Origin of the sequence: Rhodobacter capsulatus (genome assembly GCF_052363175.1) — a bacterium.
GTDB classification, from domain to species: domain Bacteria; phylum Pseudomonadota; class Alphaproteobacteria; order Rhodobacterales; family Rhodobacteraceae; genus Rhodobacter; species Rhodobacter capsulatus_D.
The window spans coordinates 2,873,011-2,890,457 of sequence record NZ_CP198946.1 but is presented as its reverse complement, the minus strand read 5'-3'; the positions used below and the strand labels follow the sequence as shown (position 1 = coordinate 2,890,457).

At 67.3% G+C, this 17,447-nt stretch carries 15 protein-coding genes and 1 pseudogene; 13 read left to right on the top strand and 3 right to left on the bottom strand.

From position 1 onward, the window contains the following. The first annotated feature begins 50 nt into the window (after positions 1-50). From ACTTAI_RS15120 to ACTTAI_RS15105, 4 genes are all read left to right on the top strand, one after another. On the top strand, positions 51-587 hold the full coding sequence (locus ACTTAI_RS15120) for a chemotaxis protein CheW (protein ID WP_444452341.1): 537 nt from the start codon (positions 51-53) through the stop codon (positions 585-587). A gap of 11 nt (positions 588-598) precedes the next feature. Then, positions 599-1,498 carry a CheR family methyltransferase gene (locus ACTTAI_RS15115; RefSeq protein ID WP_444452340.1) on the top strand — a complete coding sequence of 300 codons (900 nt, stop codon included), beginning with the start codon at positions 599-601 and terminating at the stop codon, positions 1,496-1,498. Between the two features lie 3 nt (positions 1,499-1,501). Further along, the gene (locus tag ACTTAI_RS15110; protein ID WP_444452339.1) at positions 1,502-2,608 is read left to right on the top strand and encodes a protein-glutamate methylesterase/protein-glutamine glutaminase; all 1,107 of its coding nucleotides are present in this window, start codon (positions 1,502-1,504) and stop codon (positions 2,606-2,608) included. 148 nt (positions 2,609-2,756) lie between these two features. Continuing rightward, positions 2,757-3,362 carry a FecR domain-containing protein gene (locus ACTTAI_RS15105; protein ID WP_444452338.1) on the top strand — a complete coding sequence of 202 codons (606 nt, stop codon included), beginning with the start codon at positions 2,757-2,759 and terminating at the stop codon, positions 3,360-3,362. Here ACTTAI_RS15105 and ACTTAI_RS15100 read toward each other — a convergent pair. Then, a complete protein-coding gene (locus tag ACTTAI_RS15100) occupies positions 3,352-5,103 on the bottom strand; it encodes a CHASE2 domain-containing protein (protein WP_444452337.1) in 1,752 nt (583 codons plus the stop codon). The two genes, ACTTAI_RS15105 and ACTTAI_RS15100, sit on opposite strands and share 11 nt — an antisense overlap. Further along, positions 5,103-5,804 (bottom strand): Crp/Fnr family transcriptional regulator, encoded by a 702-nt coding sequence (locus ACTTAI_RS15095; protein ID WP_444452336.1) that lies wholly within the window; start codon positions 5,802-5,804, stop codon positions 5,103-5,105. The genes ACTTAI_RS15100 and ACTTAI_RS15095 overlap by 1 nt, the downstream gene beginning before the upstream one ends. 136 nt (positions 5,805-5,940) lie before the next feature. Here ACTTAI_RS15095 and ACTTAI_RS15090 point away from each other — a divergent pair, with 136 nt between their 5' ends. Continuing rightward, positions 5,941-7,818, top strand: coding sequence for a calcium-binding protein (locus tag ACTTAI_RS15090; protein WP_444452335.1), 1,878 nt, complete (start codon positions 5,941-5,943; stop codon positions 7,816-7,818). 59 nt (positions 7,819-7,877) lie between these two features. Here the strand turns inward: ACTTAI_RS15090 and ACTTAI_RS15085 are convergent, their stop codons facing one another. Then, positions 7,878-8,807 carry an L-lactate dehydrogenase gene (locus ACTTAI_RS15085; protein ID WP_444452334.1) on the bottom strand — a complete coding sequence of 310 codons (930 nt, stop codon included), beginning with the start codon at positions 8,805-8,807 and terminating at the stop codon, positions 7,878-7,880. Positions 8,808-9,102: 295 nt separating this feature from the next. Here ACTTAI_RS15085 and ACTTAI_RS15080 point away from each other — a divergent pair, with 295 nt between their 5' ends. From ACTTAI_RS15080 to ftsA, 8 genes and pseudogenes are all read left to right on the top strand, one after another. Next, entirely contained in the window at positions 9,103-10,272 is a 1,170-nt protein-coding gene (locus tag ACTTAI_RS15080) for a peptidoglycan glycosyltransferase FtsW (protein WP_444452333.1), read from the top strand. A gap of 11 nt (positions 10,273-10,283) precedes the next feature. Next, positions 10,284-11,389 (top strand): annotated as a pseudogene (locus ACTTAI_RS15075) (UDP-N-acetylglucosamine--N-acetylmuramyl-(pentapeptide) pyrophosphoryl-undecaprenol N-acetylglucosamine transferase). After that, entirely contained in the window at positions 11,386-12,792 is a 1,407-nt protein-coding gene (murC, locus tag ACTTAI_RS15070) for a UDP-N-acetylmuramate--L-alanine ligase (RefSeq protein WP_444452332.1), read from the top strand. Before ACTTAI_RS15075 ends, murC begins: the two are co-directional and overlap by 4 nt. 12 nt (positions 12,793-12,804) lie before the next feature. Continuing rightward, positions 12,805-13,044 (top strand): DUF2484 family protein, encoded by a 240-nt coding sequence (locus ACTTAI_RS15065; RefSeq protein ID WP_110806901.1) that lies wholly within the window; start codon positions 12,805-12,807, stop codon positions 13,042-13,044. Between the two features lie 179 nt (positions 13,045-13,223). Then, positions 13,224-14,144 carry a UDP-N-acetylmuramate dehydrogenase gene (murB, locus tag ACTTAI_RS15060; RefSeq protein WP_444452331.1) on the top strand — a complete coding sequence of 307 codons (921 nt, stop codon included), beginning with the start codon at positions 13,224-13,226 and terminating at the stop codon, positions 14,142-14,144. Between the two features lie 77 nt (positions 14,145-14,221). Continuing rightward, the gene (locus tag ACTTAI_RS15055) at positions 14,222-15,136 is read left to right on the top strand and encodes a D-alanine--D-alanine ligase (protein WP_444452330.1); all 915 of its coding nucleotides are present in this window, start codon (positions 14,222-14,224) and stop codon (positions 15,134-15,136) included. Continuing rightward, positions 15,124-16,074, top strand: a complete 951-nt coding sequence (locus tag ACTTAI_RS15050) for a cell division protein FtsQ/DivIB (RefSeq protein WP_444452329.1) — start codon at positions 15,124-15,126, stop codon at positions 16,072-16,074. Before ACTTAI_RS15055 ends, ACTTAI_RS15050 begins: the two co-directional genes overlap by 13 nt. Further along, complete coding sequence (gene ftsA / locus ACTTAI_RS15045) at positions 16,071-17,399, top strand: cell division protein FtsA (protein ID WP_444452328.1); 1,329 nt, start codon at positions 16,071-16,073, stop codon at positions 17,397-17,399. Before ACTTAI_RS15050 ends, ftsA begins: the two co-directional genes overlap by 4 nt. Positions 17,400-17,447: the final 48 nt, after the last annotated feature.

The following is a 17,447-nucleotide window of genomic DNA, read 5'->3' as shown; positions in this document are numbered from 1 at the left end:
GAGCGGGTTAACCCGCCGCGGGATCGTTCAGCACCGAAAGGGACCCCCGGATGACTTCCGCCCAGCTTCTCAAGGAACCATCGTCTTTCGGCCACCCGGTCGAAGCCGATATCGTCGAAACACGGCGGGCCTATGTGACCTTCGACATCGGCAGCCAGATCCTGGCGGCAGATGTCGCCGATGTCCGCGAAATCCTTGATCATCAGGTGATTGCCCCCTTGCCCAACGCCACCGCGGCGCTTCTGGGTATGATCGACCTGCGTGGCGAGGGGATTGCGGTTATGGATGTCGCGCTGTCGCTGGGCTTGTCGCGGCAGGTCGAGGATTACGATGGCCGGATCATCGTACTTGACCTTCAGACCGACCGAGAGGCGGCGATTGCGATCGTTGTCGATCGGGTCCGGACTGTGGTTGAGGTTGACGAGGCCGATGTCGATCCGGTGCCCTCGGTCCCCGGCGGCTGGAACGCTGGTGCGATGTTCGGGTTGACCCGGGTCGAGGGGGAACTCGTTTACCTGATCGATCTGCGCGCAGCCCTCGGTCAGTCGGGTTCGGTCGGCTTGCCCGGACCGTTCGACTTCGACTGACGGAGGTTCTCTTGCGCCGAACCGCCCTGGCTTCTGCCGACTATGCCGAAATGCTGACGCAGCCCTCGGTGCCGATGAGTTCGGCTGCCGCGCGCGAGATCGTGACGATTCTGAAAGCGGAAGCTGGAATCCGGATCGATCCGTCGAATACCCAGTTCATTTCCTACCGGCTCGATCGGCGGGTGACGGCCTTGGGGATGGACGATTACGATCAATATCTGCTGCATCTGCAAAGCCCCGAGGGGCCGGCAGAAATCAAGCGGCTGGTCGAAAGTCTTGCGACCCACACCACCAGTTTCTTTCGCGAAAAGGCGCATTACGACTGGCTGGAAACGGTTGGCCTGCCAAAACTGATCGAGAACGGGGCGGGGCGAGCCCACCCGCTCGTCGTCTGGAGCGCGGCCTGCTCCTCCGGGCTTGAACTCTGGTCCGCGGGAATCGTGCTGGATCGCTACAGTCACAAGGTCCATGGCGGTCTGCGCTGGGGGCTTGTCGGCACCGACATTTCTGCCGCAATCCTGCGCAAGGCCCGTCTTGGCATCTATTCCTCGTCGGAGCTATCGGGCCTGTCGTTCGATCTGCGCTCGGATTATCTGCTGCGTTCGAAGCCCGGTGCCCGGATCTCGCCCAAGCAGCGCGTGTACCGGATTGCCCCGGCCTTGCGCAATCGCGCCCATTTCAGCACCGCCAACCTGCTTGGGAAGCTTGAGGGGCAGGTGCCGCTCGCCGATGTGGTCTTCCTGCGCAACGTCTTGATCTACTTCAACGCTGAGGATCGGATCCGGGCGATCCGCAATGTCATGCAATGCATGCGGCCGGGGGGCTTTCTGCTTCTGGGGCATTCCGACAACCTGCGCAGCCTGCCCGAGGGTCTGACCCCCGCGGGGACCGCGATCTTTCGAAAGGACTAGGCAATGACGGCGATGCCCGATCCGAAATCCACCCGACTGCCGCCCGAGGGCCGCCCGGTCCGGGTCTTCATCGTCGATGACAGTGCGGTGGTGCGCCAGGCGCTTGCAGATATCATCGGTTCCGATCCGCGTCTTGAGGTGCTGGCGACCGCCAGCGACCCCTTTGCGGCTGCGGAGCGGCTGAAATCGATGGTGCCCGACGTGATCATCCTCGATGTCGAGATGCCGCGCATGGATGGGCTGACCTTCCTGCGCAAGCTGATGGCGCAACATCCGCTGCCGGTGGTGATCTGTTCCTCGCTCGTTTCAGATCGGTCCGAGACCTATCTGGCTGCGATGTCGGCGGGCGCGGTCGATGTGATCGCCAAGCCCGAGATCGGGGTGAAGCAATATCTGTCCGAAAGCGCGCAGCGGATCCGCGATGTTCTGGTGAATGCCGCTTCGGCCAAAGTACAGCCGATGCGCGAGCGCCCGGTGCAGCCGAAGCTGAGCGCCGATGCGATGCTGGCGCCGCCGCGCGAAAGTGGGGCGATGCTGCGCACGACGGAAAAGATCGTGGCGATCGGCGCCTCGACCGGCGGGACCGAGGCCTTGCGCGAATTGCTGCAGGCGATGCCGCTCGACTGCCCGCCAATCGTGATCGTGCAACACATGCCGGAACTGTTCACTGGCGCTTTTGCCAAGCGCCTTGACGGGCTCTGCGCAATCACGGTGAGCGAAGCGAAACCGGGTGACCGGCTCTTGCGCGGTCATGCGCTGATCGCGCCGGGCAACAAGCACACGCTTCTGGCCCGCAGCGGGGCGCAATATCATGTCGAGGTTCGCGAAGGGCCGCTCGTCTCGCGGCACCGCCCCTCGGTCGATGTGCTGTTTCGGTCGGTCGCACGGTTTGCCGGGCGCAATGCGGTGGGTGTGATCATGACCGGCATGGGCGACGATGGCGCCCGCGGTCTGCGCGAGATGCGCGACACCGGGGCCACGACGCTCGGTCAGGACGAGGAAAGCTGTGTCGTTTACGGCATGCCGAAAGAGGCGATGGCGCGCGGGGCCGTCGGGCAGGAGATGTCGCTGACGCAATTGCCCGGGGCGATCTTGCGTGCGGCGCGCTGATCCGAGGCTCAGACACGGCGCTTGATCCGGGGCGGTTTCGCGTCATACTCGACGCACGGACTTCGGAACATCCGAAAAAGGGGGCGGCACCGCGGGGGCAAGCGCGGCACCGGCGGAGGCCCGCAGGGAAATTCCGAACGGGTGTCACATGACCATAAGCCGACGTCTTCTGCTCTCCTTGCCCGCAGCCCTTGCGTTTGTGCCGCGCAGTGCGCTTGCGCAATCCGCGATTGGCACCACTCGGGCGCTCACCGGTCAGGCCAGCCTGACCCGCGCTGGCAGCCGCGCTTATCTGCATGAACGCGACCCGCTGATGGAGGGGGACGAGATCGCGACCATGGCCGCCTCGACCGCGGCGCTGGAGCTTTTCACCGCGACGCAGATCAACCTTGGTCCCGAGACCCGTTTTACCCTTGATCGCTTCACCGCCGATCTGGGCGGGGTGGTCAGCATCGGCGGCGCGATGGTCTTTGATCGCCCCGAGGATCTGCCGAAACTCGATCTGACGGTGCAAAGCGCCTTTGCCCGTATCGGCGTGCGCGGCACGCGGTTCTTCTGCGGCCCGTCGAAAGGGGTTTACGGCATCTTCGTCGCGCGCGGCGCGATCGAGGTGGTGGCGGGCGGTGAGACCCGGCGTCTGGGACCGGGCGACGGCATCGACATCGCCCGCCCCGGGGTCGCGCCGAGTGCCGTGGCCCAGTGGAAGGCGCCACGGATTGCCGCTGCCTTCGCCTCGGTCGGGCTCACGCCTTGAGCGTGTAAAGGGCAAGCCGCCCGAAGCTGCGCAGCTCGGTCTCGCCCAAGGGCACAAGGCCGGGCACCCGCGCGGCGAGCGCCGGGCCGATGCAGATTCTTGTGCCAAGCGCCTTGTTCGCCTCTTGCAGGCGGGCGGCAAGGTTCACCGCGGGCCCATGCGCGGTGTAGTCGATGCGGGTTCCAAAGCCGACATCGCCCAAGACCGCCGGGCCGCATTCGACGCCGATCCGCGTGATGCCGAAGCCGTTGTTTTCGCGCGCGAAAACCTTGGTTGCGGCGAGGATTTCGGCGGCGCAGGCCAGCGCTGCCGCCTCGTGGCCCGGCTGATCCAGTGGGGCGTTGAACAGCGCATGGACGCTGTCGCCCACCAGCTTGTCGATCATCCCGCCGTGGCGCAGCACGATCGCGCAGGTCAGCGCGAAATAGGCGTCGAGCCGCGCCACCATCTCGACCGCGCCCATCGCCGAGGTGGCGGCGGAGAAGCCCTCGATATCGGTGAAAAGCGCGGTGACCTCGCGGGTTTCGCCTTCGAGCCGCATCAGGCGCGGTTGCGCGGCCAAGCGGCTGACGAGGGTGGGGGGCAGCAGTTGCCCCATCCGGTCGCGCAGCACCCGCTCGGCCCGCGCGAGCGCTGCGGCGCGGCCCAGAAGCGCGGTGAGCAGGATCAGCGCCAGCGCGACGACGGGCAGGACGGGGTCGATGAGCAGCCCGCCGCGCGTCAGAAATGTGGCCGCCCCGGCCCAGAGCGCGGCAAGCATTCCGGCCGCGGCGGTCGCGCGCGACGGGCTGAGGCGCAAGAGCATCAGCAGCGTCAAAAGCCCCGCCAGCCCGACAAAGCCGCCCTCCACCACCGGGGCCCAGCCGGGGCGCTGCGGCATCTGCCCCGCCCGCAGCCCCGCCACCGCATCGGCGAGGATCTGCACCGAGGGCATCACCGGGCTGGTCGCACTGGGCCTGAGCCCGCCACGCTCGGGCAGGCTCGATCCGATCAGCACCACCGCGTCTTTGGGCGGCAACGCCTGCCCGGCCAGCACGGCGGCGGCGGGCAGGGTGCGAAGGGGCCAGTCCGCGGGTCGAGAGGGGGCAAAGCGCAGGCTGCCCGCCTCAAGCGGGAAGGTTTTGGCGCCAAGCCGCAGGCCTGCGGGGCCGATCAGCGGCAGAACCCGCTCGGCCCGGGCGGCGATGGCGACGGCGAGACCGGGCAGAGCCTCTGCCCCCACCGCCACCGCGACGGGAACATGGCGCACCGTGGCGTCAGGGTCGCCCATCAGCGCCATCACCGCCCAATCCTGCGCGGCGAATTGCGGGCAGGGGGGCTCGGCCCCGGCCGCGGGCCAAAGCGGCAGCGGCCCGGTCTGACCGAGCCGCGCGGGCGGCAGGCTTGGGCCGGGGGTGTCGGAGAGCAAAAGCCCCATCACCGCGGGCTGGTCCTGCAACGCCTTGGCCAGATCACGGGCGGCCGGGCCGTCGCAGTCGCCCGCGATCAGCATGTCGATCCCGATCACCCGGGGTTTCGCCTGCGCCAGCCGCGCCACAAGCCGCGCCGTCGCCGCCCGGGTCCAGACCTGCCCGGCCTCGTCCTCGGCGTCAATGTCGATCACCACGATGCCGCGACTGTCCGCCGGGCGGGGCAGGGGGTCGAAAATCCGCTCCTGCAGGCCCCGCAAGGGCGCGGGCGGCAGCGCCAGCAGCAGGCCAAGCGCCGCCGTTGCCGCCAGAACCGCGCCGCGCCAGGCCATCACGCCTCCGGCTCGGCGGCAGCCGACAGCGCCGCCATGTCGAGCGTCCAGGCCCCGTCCTTGCGCAAGATCGCCCCCGCGGCTTCCAGGGTCTGCAGGGCGCGGTTAACCTTGGGACGGCTCGCGCCAAGCACCGCGGCCAATTCGCCTTGCGAGATTTCGAGCCGCAAGACCGCCGTCGGCGGCAGATCGGGGCCATTCAGCTGCCGCAGGCTGAAGAGCAGAAACCGCGCCAGCCGGGCTTCGAGCTGGTAAAGCGCGATGCCCTCCAGCTGCTCGGTCGTCTCGCGCAGGCGGCGGCAGAAATAGCGCGCGACGGACAGGCCAAGCGCCGGATGCGCCGCGGCCAGCGTCGCAAATCGCGCCCGGTCGAGCACGAACCCCGTCGTCGCCGTGACCGCCGTCGCATCGGCCGAGCGCGGCTCGCCATCGACGAGCGCGAATTCGCCCAAAGTGTCGCCCGCCTCGGCATGGCGCAAGATCAGCTCGCGCCCACCGGGGGCGAGCAGCGTCAGCTTCACCCGCCCAGCCGCCAGCGCCACCATCCAGTCGCCCGGATCGTCGCGCTGAAACAGCACCTCTCCGGGCGCCCACTGCCGCAGCCGGGCGAGCCCCGCCAGCGCCGAAAGCGCCGCCGCATCCAGCCCCTCGAAGAGCGCGAAAGAGCGCCAGAAGGCCGGTTTTCCCGCCAGATCCCGCATGTTCGGCCCCTTTTCCCTAGCCCCATGCTGGCCGGGCCGCGGCCGTCTGGCAAGCCTGTTCCCTGCGGAACAGCGCCAGCGCCCGCGAACGGGCAAGGTGATCCCATCGCAACACCCCAACCGAAAGGTCACTTCCATGGCGGACATCATCGGCACCAACGGCTCCAACACCCTCGACGACGCGTTCTCGCTGGGGATCCCGGGCTTTCGCAACGACCGCGTCGCGGCGCTGGGCGGCAACGACACGATCACGATCAACGACGGCAACGACACGGTCTTCGGCGGCAGCGGCAATGACCGGATCGTGGATGCGACGCTGATCGGCTTCATCTCGGGCGATGATCAGATCTTCGGCGAGGCGGGCAATGACACGATCGTTGCCGGCGAGGGCCGCGACACGATCAATGGCGGCGCCGATATCGACACCGTCGATTACAGCCGCTCGGGCGCGGCGATCACTGTCAACCTGGGGTCCAGTTCGGCACAATCGGGCGGCATGGCCTCGGGCGATCGCCTGGTCAGCATCGAAAACCTGATCGCCAGCAACTTCAGCGACAGCCTGTTTGGTTCGTCTGCCGCCAACCGGATCCTCGCCTCGGGCGGCAATGACCGGGTTTCGGGTCTGGGCGGCAATGACGTTCTGGAAGGCGGCAGCGGCAATGACACGCTGCTGGGCGGCGACGGCAACGACAGTCTGGTCGGTTCGACCGGCAATGACAGCCTGAGCGGCGAGAGCGGCAATGACACGCTTTCGGGGGGCGATGGCACCGACACGCTGTCGGGCGGCACCGGCAATGACCTGATGTCAGGCGGCACGGGTAACGACCAGATGGATGGCGGCGACAATGACGACCGGCTTTCGGGCGATGCGGGCAATGACAACCTCTTGGGGGGCAGCGGCAACGATGTGCTGACGGGCGGCGCCGATGCCGACACGCTGGCAGGTGGCACGGGCAATGACACTGTCGATGGCGGCGACGGCAGTGACTTCGTTCGTTTCGAAAGCCGCACCGATGCCGATCGTCTGGAAGGTGGCGCCGGGATCGACACGCTCAGCTTTTCGACCCTGCCGAATATCTTCCAGCCGCCGGGCGTCTTCAACGGCATCGATCTGGTCACCGGCCGCGCCTTTGCCTCCACCTTCCACGGCTTTGAAAATGTCATCGGTTCGGCGCAGGCTGATGCGATCTCGGGCGATGCGCTGGGCAACCGGCTGGACGGCAGTTCGGGCTCGGACCGGATCGATGGCCGCGACGGCATCGACACGTTGATCGGCGGCAGCGGCGCCGATACGGTTTCGGGCGGCAATGGCACGGACGGGCTTTTCGGCGGCACCGGGGGCGACCAGCTGTCGGGTGGCAATGATGGCGACCGGGTCGACGGCGAGGCCGGGGCCGACCGGGTGAATGGCGATGCGGGCAATGACACGGTCTTTGGCGGGCTCGACAATGACACGGTTTCGGGCGGCAGCGAGAACGATTTGGTCTCGGGTGGCTCCGGCAACGATCTGGCGCATGGCGATGCGGGCAATGACACGGTGACGGGCGACAGCGGTGCCGACACGATTTTCGGAGATGGTGGGGCAGACCAGCTGTCGGGCGGCACGGACAATGACCGGCTTGATGGCGGCACCGAGAATGACCTGCTGCGCGGTGACGACGGGGCCGACGTGCTGATCGGTGGCACCGGGGCCGATACGATGGATGGCGGGGCCGGGGCGGATACTTTCGTCTTCGTGACCACTGTCGACTCGCTCAACACAGTGGGGGGCAGCGATCACATCACCCGCTTCGAGCTCGGCGTGGACAAAATCGACCTTTCGGCGCTGTCGCCTGCCGCCGATTTCCATCTGGCGCTGGTGGCCGATGGCGCCGGGGCGGTGGTGACGAACGTGGTCAATGGCGCCACCGTGGTCAGCGTTTTCACCGATGCCGACGGCGCCCCGGATCTGGTGTTTCAGATCGATGCGCTCGCCGGTGTGGGCACGCTGACCGAGACCGACTTCCTGTTCTGAGCTCTTTCAAGAAACGGCCCCCGGTCCGCAAGGCCCGGGGGTTTTCACCGTTTCAGGGGTTACCAGAGCCCCGCCGTGCTTTCCTTCAGCACCTCGGCCGAGCGTTTCAGCGCCGCCCATTCGCCGGTATCGAGTGAGGGCACCAGCGTCGACACCACCCCGGCCGCGCCGATCACCCGCGGCAGCGACAGCGCCACATCGGCGATCCCCGCCACCTCGGGCGAGCGGATCGAGACCGACATCACCGCGCGCTGATCGTCGCGGATCGCCTGCACGAGCCGCGCGAGCCCGGCGCCGATGCCATACCAGGTCGCCCCCTTGCCCGCGATGATCCGGTAAGCCGCCTGCCGCACCCCGGCATCGATCTTCGCGCGCACCTCCTCGGTGATCGCGACTCCAAGCTGCGAGGCGATCCGGTCCAAAGGCTCGGCCCCGACCCGCGCGCTCGACCAGGCCAGAACCTCGCTGTCGCCATGCTCGCCCAGCACGAAACCATGCACCGAATGTGCCGCAACTCCCAGATGCCCGGCCAGAAGCGCGCGGAAGCGGGCGGAATCGAGCAAGGTGCCGGTGCCGATCACCCGTTCCGGCGGCAGGCCCGAGGCGCGCTGCGCCACCTCGGTCATGATGTCGACCGGGTTCGAGGCGACGATGAGCAGCGCATCGGGCGCATACTGGCGCACCCGGGCGATGACCTCGGAAAACACTTCTGCGTTGCGCGACAAAAGGCTCAGACGGCTTTCGCCCGGCTTTTGCGCCACGCCTGCAGCCAGAATCACGATGCCCGCGCCCGCCAGCACCTCGTAATCCCCCGCGCCCAGCTTCACCGGATGGGCAAAGGGCACGGCATGGCCGATGTCCTCGGCCTGCGCCTGCGCCAGCGCCGCATTGCGATCGACAAAGACCACCTCCGAGGCGCCCCCGCGCATCGCGATGGCAAATCCCGCCGCCGAGCCGACCATGCCTGCTCCCACGATTCCGACCTTCATCGCCCGACTCCTTCCGATTGATGGCGCTACCATGTCACGCCAGCGGCGAGGCGCAACCCTGTTTCGTGTCGCGCCTCGCCCCGATCCGGCCCCGGTTTTCCTTGGCCAAATACGCCCGGGGGGGCGGGGGCAGAGCCCCCGCGGGTCGCCCCGGCCTTGCCGGGGCGAAAGCCCCCCGCGCGACGTTGTCCGGCAAAAGCTCTGGCCAGAGCGCGCAACTTGGGCTAGAGTCGCCCCTCAAGACCCGGTGACCGGGCGTCTCTCGGCAGATACAGGCAAACGAGCGGTTTTCGCGATGACGGAAATGGTTTTCGGCACCGTCCCCTTGCGGGCGACGGATCCCGTGCTCCCCCGCTGGTGGCGCACGATCGACAAATGGGCGCTGACCGCGGTCTTCGCGCTTTTTGGTGTCGGCATGCTGCTCGGTCTTGCGGCCTCGGTGCCGCTGGCCGAAAAGAACGGGCTTGAACCCTTCTATTACGTCAAGCGGCAGGCGCTCTTCGGCGGCGTGGGTCTCGTGGTGATGGTTGCGCTCTCGATGATGAGCCCGCAACAGGTGCGCCGCATCGGGGTCATCGGCTTTGCCATGGCCTTCTTCACGCTGATGGTCCTGCCGGTGATCGGCACCGATTTCGGCAAGGGCGCGGTGCGCTGGATCTCGCTCGGCTTCGCCTCGTTCCAGCCGTCGGAATTCCTCAAGCCCGGTTTCGTCATCGTCACCGCCTGGTTCATGTCGGCGGCGATGGAGGTCGCTGGCCCGCCCGGACGGCTTTATTCCTTCTGCCTGACCGCGCTGATCGTGGTCACGCTGGCGTTGCAGCCCGACTTCGGGCAGGCCTCGCTGATCCTGTTCTCGTGGATGGTGATGTATTTCGTCTCCGGCGCGCCGATCCTGCCGCTTGTCGCGGCGGGCGGTCTGAGCGCCGCGGGCGTCGTCTTCGCCTATAACGTCTCCGAGCACGTGGCGCGGCGGATCAACGGGTTCCTGTCGGCCGAGGTCGATCCACGCACCCAGATCGGCTATGCGACGAACGCGATCCAAGAGGGCGGCTTCTTCGGCGTCGGCGTCGGCGAGGGCACAGTGAAATGGTCGCTGCCCGACGCGCATACCGACTTCATCGTCGCCGTCGCGGCCGAGGAATACGGCCTCGTCCTCGTGATCGGCATCATCCTGCTTTATGCCACGGTCGTGCTGCGCTCGCTCTATCGCTCGATGGGGGAACGCGACCATTTTGCCCGGATCGCGGGGGCGGGTCTCGCCTTTGCCTTCGGCGTGCAGGCGCTGATCAACATGGGCGTGGCGGTGCGGCTTCTGCCCGCCAAGGGGATGACGCTGCCCTTCGTCAGCTATGGCGGCTCTTCGGTGATCGCTTCGGGGATCGCGCTGGGCTTCCTGCTCGCGCTGACCCGCACCCGGCCGCAAAACGAGATCGCCCGCATTCTCGGCAATCGTCCCGCCGCCTGATGGAGGGTGACATGGGCCAGACCAAACCGCCGCTGCTTCTGATCGCTGCCGGGGGGACCGGGGGACATATGTTCCCGGCCCAGGCGCTTGCAGAAGCGATGGTCCGCCGCGGCTGGCGGGTGAAGCTCTCGACCGATGCGCGCGGCGCGCGCTATGCGGGCGCCTTTCCGGCGCAGGTGCCGGTCGAGCAGGTCGCCTCGGCCACCTTTGCGCGCGGCGGTGTGGTGGCGAAACTCGCCGTGCCGTTCCGGCTGGCGGGGGGGATGGTCTCGGCGATCGCACGTAATCTTGTGGACCGGCCCGCCGTCGTGGTGGGCTTTGGCGGCTATCCGACGATCCCGGCGCTGGCCTCGGCGCTGGTTCTGGGGGTGCCGCGCGCGATCCACGAACAAAACGGCGTGATGGGCAAGGTTAACCGCGTCTTTGCGCGCCGCGTTCATGCCTTTGCCTGCGGCACCTGGCCGACCGATCTGCCCCCCCGGCGTGCAGGGCGTGCACACCGGCAATCCGGTTCGCGCCGCTGTCGTCGAACGGGCGGGCGCAGCTTATATCCCGCCGGGCGAGTATCCGATGTCGGTTCTCGTGATCGGCGGCTCGCAGGGCGCCCGGATCCCTCTCGGATATCGTGCCCGCCGCCTTTGCCGCGCTGCCCGAGGGCCTGCGCCGCCATCTGCGCATCGCCCATCAGGCGCGCCCCGAAGATGCCGCCCGTGTCACCGAAGCCTATGAACGCGCGGGCATCGAGGCCGAGGTCGAGCCCTTCTTTACCGATGTGCCGCGTCGCTTGGCGGAATGCCAGCTGGTGATCTCGCGCTCGGGCGCCTCCTCCGTCGCCGACATCTCGGTGATCGGGCGGCCTGCCATCCTCATTCCCTTTGCCGCCGCCACGGGCGACCATCAGACCGCCAATGCCCGCGGTCTGACCCGTGCGGGCGCCGCCGTGATGATCCCCGAAACCGCCGCCACCGCTGCGGCGCTGGCGACACAGATCGCGCTCGTGCTGGACAATCCCGAGGGCGCGGTGCAAATGGCGCGGGCAGCGCTGGCCGAAGGCATCCCCGATGCCACGGCGCGGCTCGTCACCATCGTCGAAAAGCTTGCAGGACCCCGCCCATGAACGCGACCAAACTGCCCGGAGAGCTGGGCCCCATCCATTTTATCGGCATCGGCGGCATCGGCATGTCGGGCATTGCCGAAGTGCTGATGACGCAGGGCTTCGCGGTGCAGGGCTCGGATGCGAAGGCCTCGAAGATCACCGACCGACTGGTGGAACTGGGCGCGACGGTTTTCGAGGGCCAACGCGCCTCGAACATCGGCGAAGCCGCCGTGGTGGTGATTTCCTCGGCGATCAAGCCCGGCAACCCGGAGCTTGAAGAAGCCCGCCGCCGCCATCTGCCCGTCGTGCGCCGCGCCGAGATGCTGGCCGAGCTGATGCGGCTGCGCTCGAACATCGCGATCGCGGGCACGCATGGCAAGACCACCACGACGACGATGGTGGCGACGCTTCTCGACAAGGGCGGCTTTGACCCCACCGTGATCAACGGCGGCATCATCCACGCTTACGGCTCGAATGCGCGGGCCGGGGCGGGCGAATGGATGGTGGTCGAGGCGGATGAAAGCGATGGCTCGTTCAACCGGCTGCCCGCGACGATCGCCATCGTGACGAACATCGACCCCGAGCACATGGAGCACTGGGGCACGATCGAAAACCTGCGCAAGGGCTTTTACGATTTCGTCTCCGGCATCCCGTTCTATGGTCTGGCCGTCTGCTGCACCGACCACCCCGAGGTGCAGGCGCTGGTGGGCAAGATCACCGACCGCCGCGTCGTGACCTTCGGCTTCAACGCCCAGGCCGATGTGCGCGCGACGAACCTGCGCTTTGAAAATGGCCGCAACTGCTTCGACATCCAGCTGCAGGCCGAGGGCGCGGTGATCGAGGGCTGCACCCTGCCGATGCCGGGCAATCACAACGTCTCGAACGCGCTCGCCGCTGTCGCCGTCGCCCGCCATCTGGGCATGAAGAAGGACGAGATCCGCGAGGCGCTGGCGAAGTTTGCGGGCGTGAACCGACGTTTTACCAAGGTCGGCGAAGTGCTGGGCGGCGTCACCGTGATCGATGATTACGGCCACCATCCGGTCGAAATCGCGGCCGTTCTGAAAGCGGCGCGGCAGGCGGTCTCGGCCACGCCGGGCGCCCGCGTGATCGCGGCGCATCAGCCGCACCGCTACACCCGGTTGAAGAACCTTTTCGACGACTTCTGCACCTGCTTCAACGAGGCCGATGTCGTCGCCATCGCCGATGTCTATGCCGCGGGCGAAGAACCGATCCCGGGCGCCTCGCGCGATGATCTGGTCTCGGGGCTCATTCGCCACGGCCACCGCCACGCCCGGGCGCTCTTGAACGAGGAAGACCTCGCCCGGCTGGTCAAGGAACAGGCGCGGCCCGGCGATATCGTCGTTTGCCTCGGGGCAGGGACGATCTCGACCTGGGCGAACGGCCTGCCGGCCAAACTCGGATAACGGAGGACAGCCATGACCCTCTCGCTTGCCACCGCTTGTCTCTGGGCGGTGATCGCATCGCTCATTGCCCTTGGTCCGCGCCGGTTTCACTGGCCCGCCGCTTGGGGGCTGATCGCGGCGGGCGTGCCTATCCTGGGTTGGGTCACCTATGAGAACGGCCCGGTCTGGGGTCTGGTGGTGCTGGCGGGGGGGCTCAGCGTGCTGCGCTGGCCGGTGCGGCGGCTCTTTGCCGCGATGCATCCGCGCGACTGACGGGCGGGGCAGGGGGCGCCGCCCCCTCTTTTGGCTGCGCCAAAATTCACCCCCGGCGTATTTGCACCAAGAAAAAGCCCGCCGTTTTTTCTTGGCCGAAATACGCCGGGGGAGTCCGCTTGCGGACGGGGGGCAGCGCCCCCCTTGCCCCACTGGGGCACTCTCGCTAAGGCAGGGTCATGGAAAACCTGAGCTACACCCCGCGCGGCGCGCTGACGCCGAATTACCCGCTTGCCGATCTGACCTGGCTGCGCGTCGGCGGTCCGGCGGATTGGCTGTTTCAGCCCGCCGACGAGGCGGATCTGAGCGCCTTTCTCGCGGCGCTGCCCGCCGATGTGGCGGTCTTTCCGATGGGGGTGGGGTCAAACCTGATCGTGCGCGATGGCGGTATCCGCGCCGTGGTGATCCGGCTGGGCCGCGGCTTCAATGCGATCTCGGTCGACGGCGACACCGTCACTGCGGGCGCGGCGGCGCTGGATGCCCATGTCGCGCGCAAGGCGGCTGAGGCCGGGCGTGATCTGACCTTCCTGCGCACCATTCCGGGGGCGATCGGCGGGGCGGTGCGGATGAATGCGGGCTGCTACGGCGCCTATGTCGCCGATGCCCTGATCTCCGCCCGGGTCGTGCTGCGCTCGGGCGAAGTCGTTGAAATCCCTGCCGATGATCTGCATCTCGCCTATCGCTCCTCGACCCTGCCCGAGCAGGCGGTGATCGTTGCCGCGACCTTCCGGGCCGAGCCGGGCGATCCCGAGGCTCTGGCGGCGCGGATGGCCGATCAGATCGCCAAACGCGATGCGAGCCAGCCGACGAAGGACCGCTCGGCGGGATCGACCTTCCGCAATCCCTCGGGCGCCTCCTCCACCGGCCGGGCCGATGACAGTCAGGAGCTGAAGGCCTGGAAGGTGATCGATGATGCGGGGATGCGCGGGGCGACGCTCGGCGGCGCGCAGATCAGCCCGATGCATTCGAATTTCCTGATCAATGCGGGCGGTGCAACGGCCCGTGATCTGGAAACTTTGGGCGAGGAGGTGCGCAAAAAGGTTTTGCAGACGCAGGGAATTTCGCTAGAATGGGAAATCATGCGCGTGGGCGAATATTGAGGTCGTCGCGCAATCCATAACAAGATACGGCAAGAACAGCCCGGGGGAGAACCCCGGCAGGGACGAAAGTGGCGGGCATGTCGAGCAGGACGGTCCCCCTCGTCGCGGTACTCATGGGCGGACCCTCGGCCGAGCGCGAGGTGTCATTGTCCTCCGGGCGTGAATGCGCCAAGGCACTGCGGGCGGCGGGATACGACGTAGCTGAAATCGATGCGGGGGCGGACCTCGCGGAGCGTCTTCGGGCGCTGCGTCCCGATGTTGTCTTCAACGCGCTGCATGGCCGCTGGGGTGAAGATGGCTGCGTGCAGGGTATCCTGGAATGGCTGCGGCTTCCCTATACCCATTCCGGCCTGCTGGCCTCGGCCCTTGCGATGGACAAAACCCGGGCCAAGGCGGCCTACAAGGCAGCCGGGCTGCCGGTCGTCGAAAGCCGTCTCGCCTGCAAGGCCGAGGTGATGGCGCATCACGTCCTGCCCGCGCCCTATGTGGTCAAGCCCAACAACGAGGGCTCCTCGGTCGGCGTCTATCTGGTGCTTGAGGGTGCCAATCAGCCGCCGCAGCTCTCGGACGAGATGCCCGAGGTGGTGATGGTGGAAACCTATGCCCCGGGGCGCGAACTCACCTGCACGGTGATGGGCGAGCGCGCGCTGTGCGTGACCGAGATCATCACCACCGGCTGGTATGACTATGCGGCGAAATACACGGCGGGCGGCTCGCGGCATGTCTGCCCGGCGGATTTGCCCGCCGAGATCGCGGAAACGATCCGCGACTATGCCTTGCGTGCCCACAAGGCGCTTGGCTGCCGCGGCGTCAGCCGCACCGATTTCCGCTGGGACGAAAGCCGCGGCGTGGCGGGTCTGATCCTGCTTGAGACCAACACGCAGCCCGGCATGACGCCCACCTCGCTCGCGCCCGAACAAGCGGCGGCCGAGGGGATGTCCTTTGCCGATCTCTGCCGCTGGATGGTGGAGGATGCCTCATGCGACCGTTGATCGCCGAGCCCCGCTATCCGCAGCCGCAGGGAACGGCGCCGCAAAAGCCCGCGCTGGCGCTGAAGCCGCAAAAGGCACCGCGCCGCACCGTGGCGCCGACCCGTCTGGCGTTCCGGCTCGAACGGCTCTGGCTCACGCCCGTTGTGCGTATCGTTACCCGCGTTGGCGTCCCGGTCTTTTGCGTCACCTTGGGGCTGGGGCTCTGGCTGGGCGATGGTGATCGCCGCGCCGAATTGATCGAGAGCTATCAGGATCTGCGCACGCAGATCGAGAACCGGCCGGAATTCCAGCTGTCGACGCTGGCGATCGAGGGCGCCTCGCCCGAGGTTGAAGCGGCGGTTCAGGCGCTGTTGCCGGTGCGGCTGCCCGCGTCGCGGTTTGCGCTGGATCTTGATGGCTACCGGGCGGCGATCCTGCGTCTGGATGCGGTGAAATCCGTCTCGCTGATCGTGCAGCCCGGCGGCACGCTGAGCGTGCGCGTGACCGAGCGGGAGCCGGTGATCCTGTGGCGCACCGCTCTCGGCCTGCAGATGCTCGATGAAAGCGGGCATCGCACCGCCTCGCTCAAGCGCCGCGATGCCCGGCCGGATCTGCCGTTGATTGCGGGCGAGGGGGCCGACAAGGCCGTGCCCGAGGCGCTGGCGATCCTTGCCGCTGCGAAGCCGATCCTGCCGCGGGCGCGCGGGCTGATCCGCATCGGCGAGCGGCGCTGGGACATTGTGCTTGATAACGACCGGCGCATCATGCTGCCGGAAAACGACCCGGTGCAGGCGATCGACCGCGCGCTTGCCCTCAATGCCGCCGAAGATCTGCTGAGCCGCGATTTCACGCGGCTCGACCTTCGCAACGCAACCCGGCCGACGATCCGTCTCAGCGCGCAAGCGCTGGTGGCGTTCCAGCAGACGGCCGCGCAACCCACTCCAGAGGCCTCGCAATGACCGAGTTTCACAAGACTCAGCGTGCCATGCGCACGATGCGGACCACCGCCATGGCGCGGGGTGTGATCGCTTTGCTTGATATCGGCACCTCGAAAGTGTCCTGTCTGGTGCTGCGCTTCGAAAATCCCGAAGCGGCGAATGACGTGGTGACGCCGCTGTTCCGGCAATCCGCGATGCGGGTGATCGGGGCGAAGACCATCGCCTCGCAAGGCGTGCGCTACGGTGAGATCGATGCGATGGCCGAGACTGAGCGCGCGATCCGCACCGCGGTGCAGGCGGCGCAGAAGATGGCCAACACCCGTGTCGATCACGTCATCGCCTGCTTTGCCGGCGGTGATCCGCGCAGCTACGGGCTCGCGGGCGAGGTTGAGGTGGCGGGCGGTCATGTTGACGAGCAGGATGTGGCGCGGGTTCTGGCGGCCTGCGATCTGCCCGATATCGGCTATGGCCGCGAGGTGCTGCATGCCCATCCGGTGAACTTCGCGCTGGACCATCGTTCGGGGCTCTCCGATCCGCGCGGCCATGTCGGCGCGAAACTGGCCACCGACATGCACATGCTGACGGTCGATGCGGCCTCGGTGCAGAATATCATCAATTGCATCCGTCGCTGCGATCTGGAGCTGGCGGGGATTGCTTCGTCGGCCTATGTCGCGGGGCTGTCGGCCCTGGTCGAAGACGAGCAGGAGCTCGGCGCGGCCTGCATCGATATGGGCGGCGGTGCCACAGGCGTGTCGATCTTCCTGAAGAAGCACATGATTTTCGCCGATACGGTGCGCATGGGCGGCGATACCGTCACCCGCGACATCGCGGCCGGGCTGCAGATCGGCACGCAGTTGGCCGAGCGCATCAAGACCTTCCACGGCGGCGTGCACGCGACCGGCATGGACGACCGCGAGATGATCGAGCTCTCGGCCGATCCGGGGGATTGGGAAAAGGACCGTCGCCAAATCAGCCGCACCGAACTGATCGGCATCATGCGTCCGCGGGTCGAGGAGATCCTCGAAGAGGTCCGCGCCAGTCTGGATGCGGCGGGCTTCGATCACCTGCCCAGCCAGCAGATCGTGCTGACGGGTGGGGCAAGCCAGATCCCCGGTCTCGACATGCTGGCGGCGAAGATTCTGGGCCAGAATGTGCGTCTGGGTCGACCGATGCGCGTGCAGGGCATGCCCGAGGCGATGCGCGGCCCCGGATTCGCCGCGATGGTGGGGCTCGCGCTTTTCGCCGCCTGCCCGCAGGACGAATGGTGGGACTTCGAGATTCCTTTGGACCGGATGGGTGGACGCTCTTTCAAGCGGGCCATCCGCTGGTTCCGCGATAATTGGTGAGGCTATCAAAAGGGGAGACGTGGTTTGCGTCCCCCAGATGATGATGTT

What these genes read in the sequence shown, in the direction of transcription:
- ACTTAI_RS15120 (WP_444452341.1), top strand. Translation starts at nt 51, where the DNA reads ATGACTTCCGCCCAGCTTCTCAAGGAACCATCGTCTTTCGGCCACCCG.
- ACTTAI_RS15110 (WP_444452339.1), top strand. Translation starts at nt 1,502, where the DNA reads ATGACGGCGATGCCCGATCCGAAATCCACCCGACTGCCGCCCGAGGGC.
- ACTTAI_RS15105 (WP_444452338.1), top strand. Translation starts at nt 2,757, where the DNA reads ATGACCATAAGCCGACGTCTTCTGCTCTCCTTGCCCGCAGCCCTTGCG.
- ACTTAI_RS15100 (WP_444452337.1), bottom strand. Translation starts at nt 5,103, where the DNA reads ATGGCCTGGCGCGGCGCGGTTCTGGCGGCAACGGCGGCGCTTGGCCTG.
- ACTTAI_RS15095 (WP_444452336.1), bottom strand. Translation starts at nt 5,804, where the DNA reads ATGCGGGATCTGGCGGGAAAACCGGCCTTCTGGCGCTCTTTCGCGCTC.
- ACTTAI_RS15090 (WP_444452335.1), top strand. Translation starts at nt 5,941, where the DNA reads ATGGCGGACATCATCGGCACCAACGGCTCCAACACCCTCGACGACGCG.
- ACTTAI_RS15085 (WP_444452334.1), bottom strand. Translation starts at nt 8,807, where the DNA reads ATGAAGGTCGGAATCGTGGGAGCAGGCATGGTCGGCTCGGCGGCGGGA.
- ACTTAI_RS15080 (WP_444452333.1), top strand. Translation starts at nt 9,103, where the DNA reads ATGACGGAAATGGTTTTCGGCACCGTCCCCTTGCGGGCGACGGATCCC.
- murC (WP_444452332.1), top strand. Translation starts at nt 11,386, where the DNA reads ATGAACGCGACCAAACTGCCCGGAGAGCTGGGCCCCATCCATTTTATC.
- ACTTAI_RS15065 (WP_110806901.1), top strand. Translation starts at nt 12,805, where the DNA reads ATGACCCTCTCGCTTGCCACCGCTTGTCTCTGGGCGGTGATCGCATCG.
- murB (WP_444452331.1), top strand. Translation starts at nt 13,224, where the DNA reads ATGGAAAACCTGAGCTACACCCCGCGCGGCGCGCTGACGCCGAATTAC.
- ACTTAI_RS15055 (WP_444452330.1), top strand. Translation starts at nt 14,222, where the DNA reads ATGTCGAGCAGGACGGTCCCCCTCGTCGCGGTACTCATGGGCGGACCC.
- ACTTAI_RS15050 (WP_444452329.1), top strand. Translation starts at nt 15,124, where the DNA reads ATGCGACCGTTGATCGCCGAGCCCCGCTATCCGCAGCCGCAGGGAACG.
- ftsA (WP_444452328.1), top strand. Translation starts at nt 16,071, where the DNA reads ATGACCGAGTTTCACAAGACTCAGCGTGCCATGCGCACGATGCGGACC.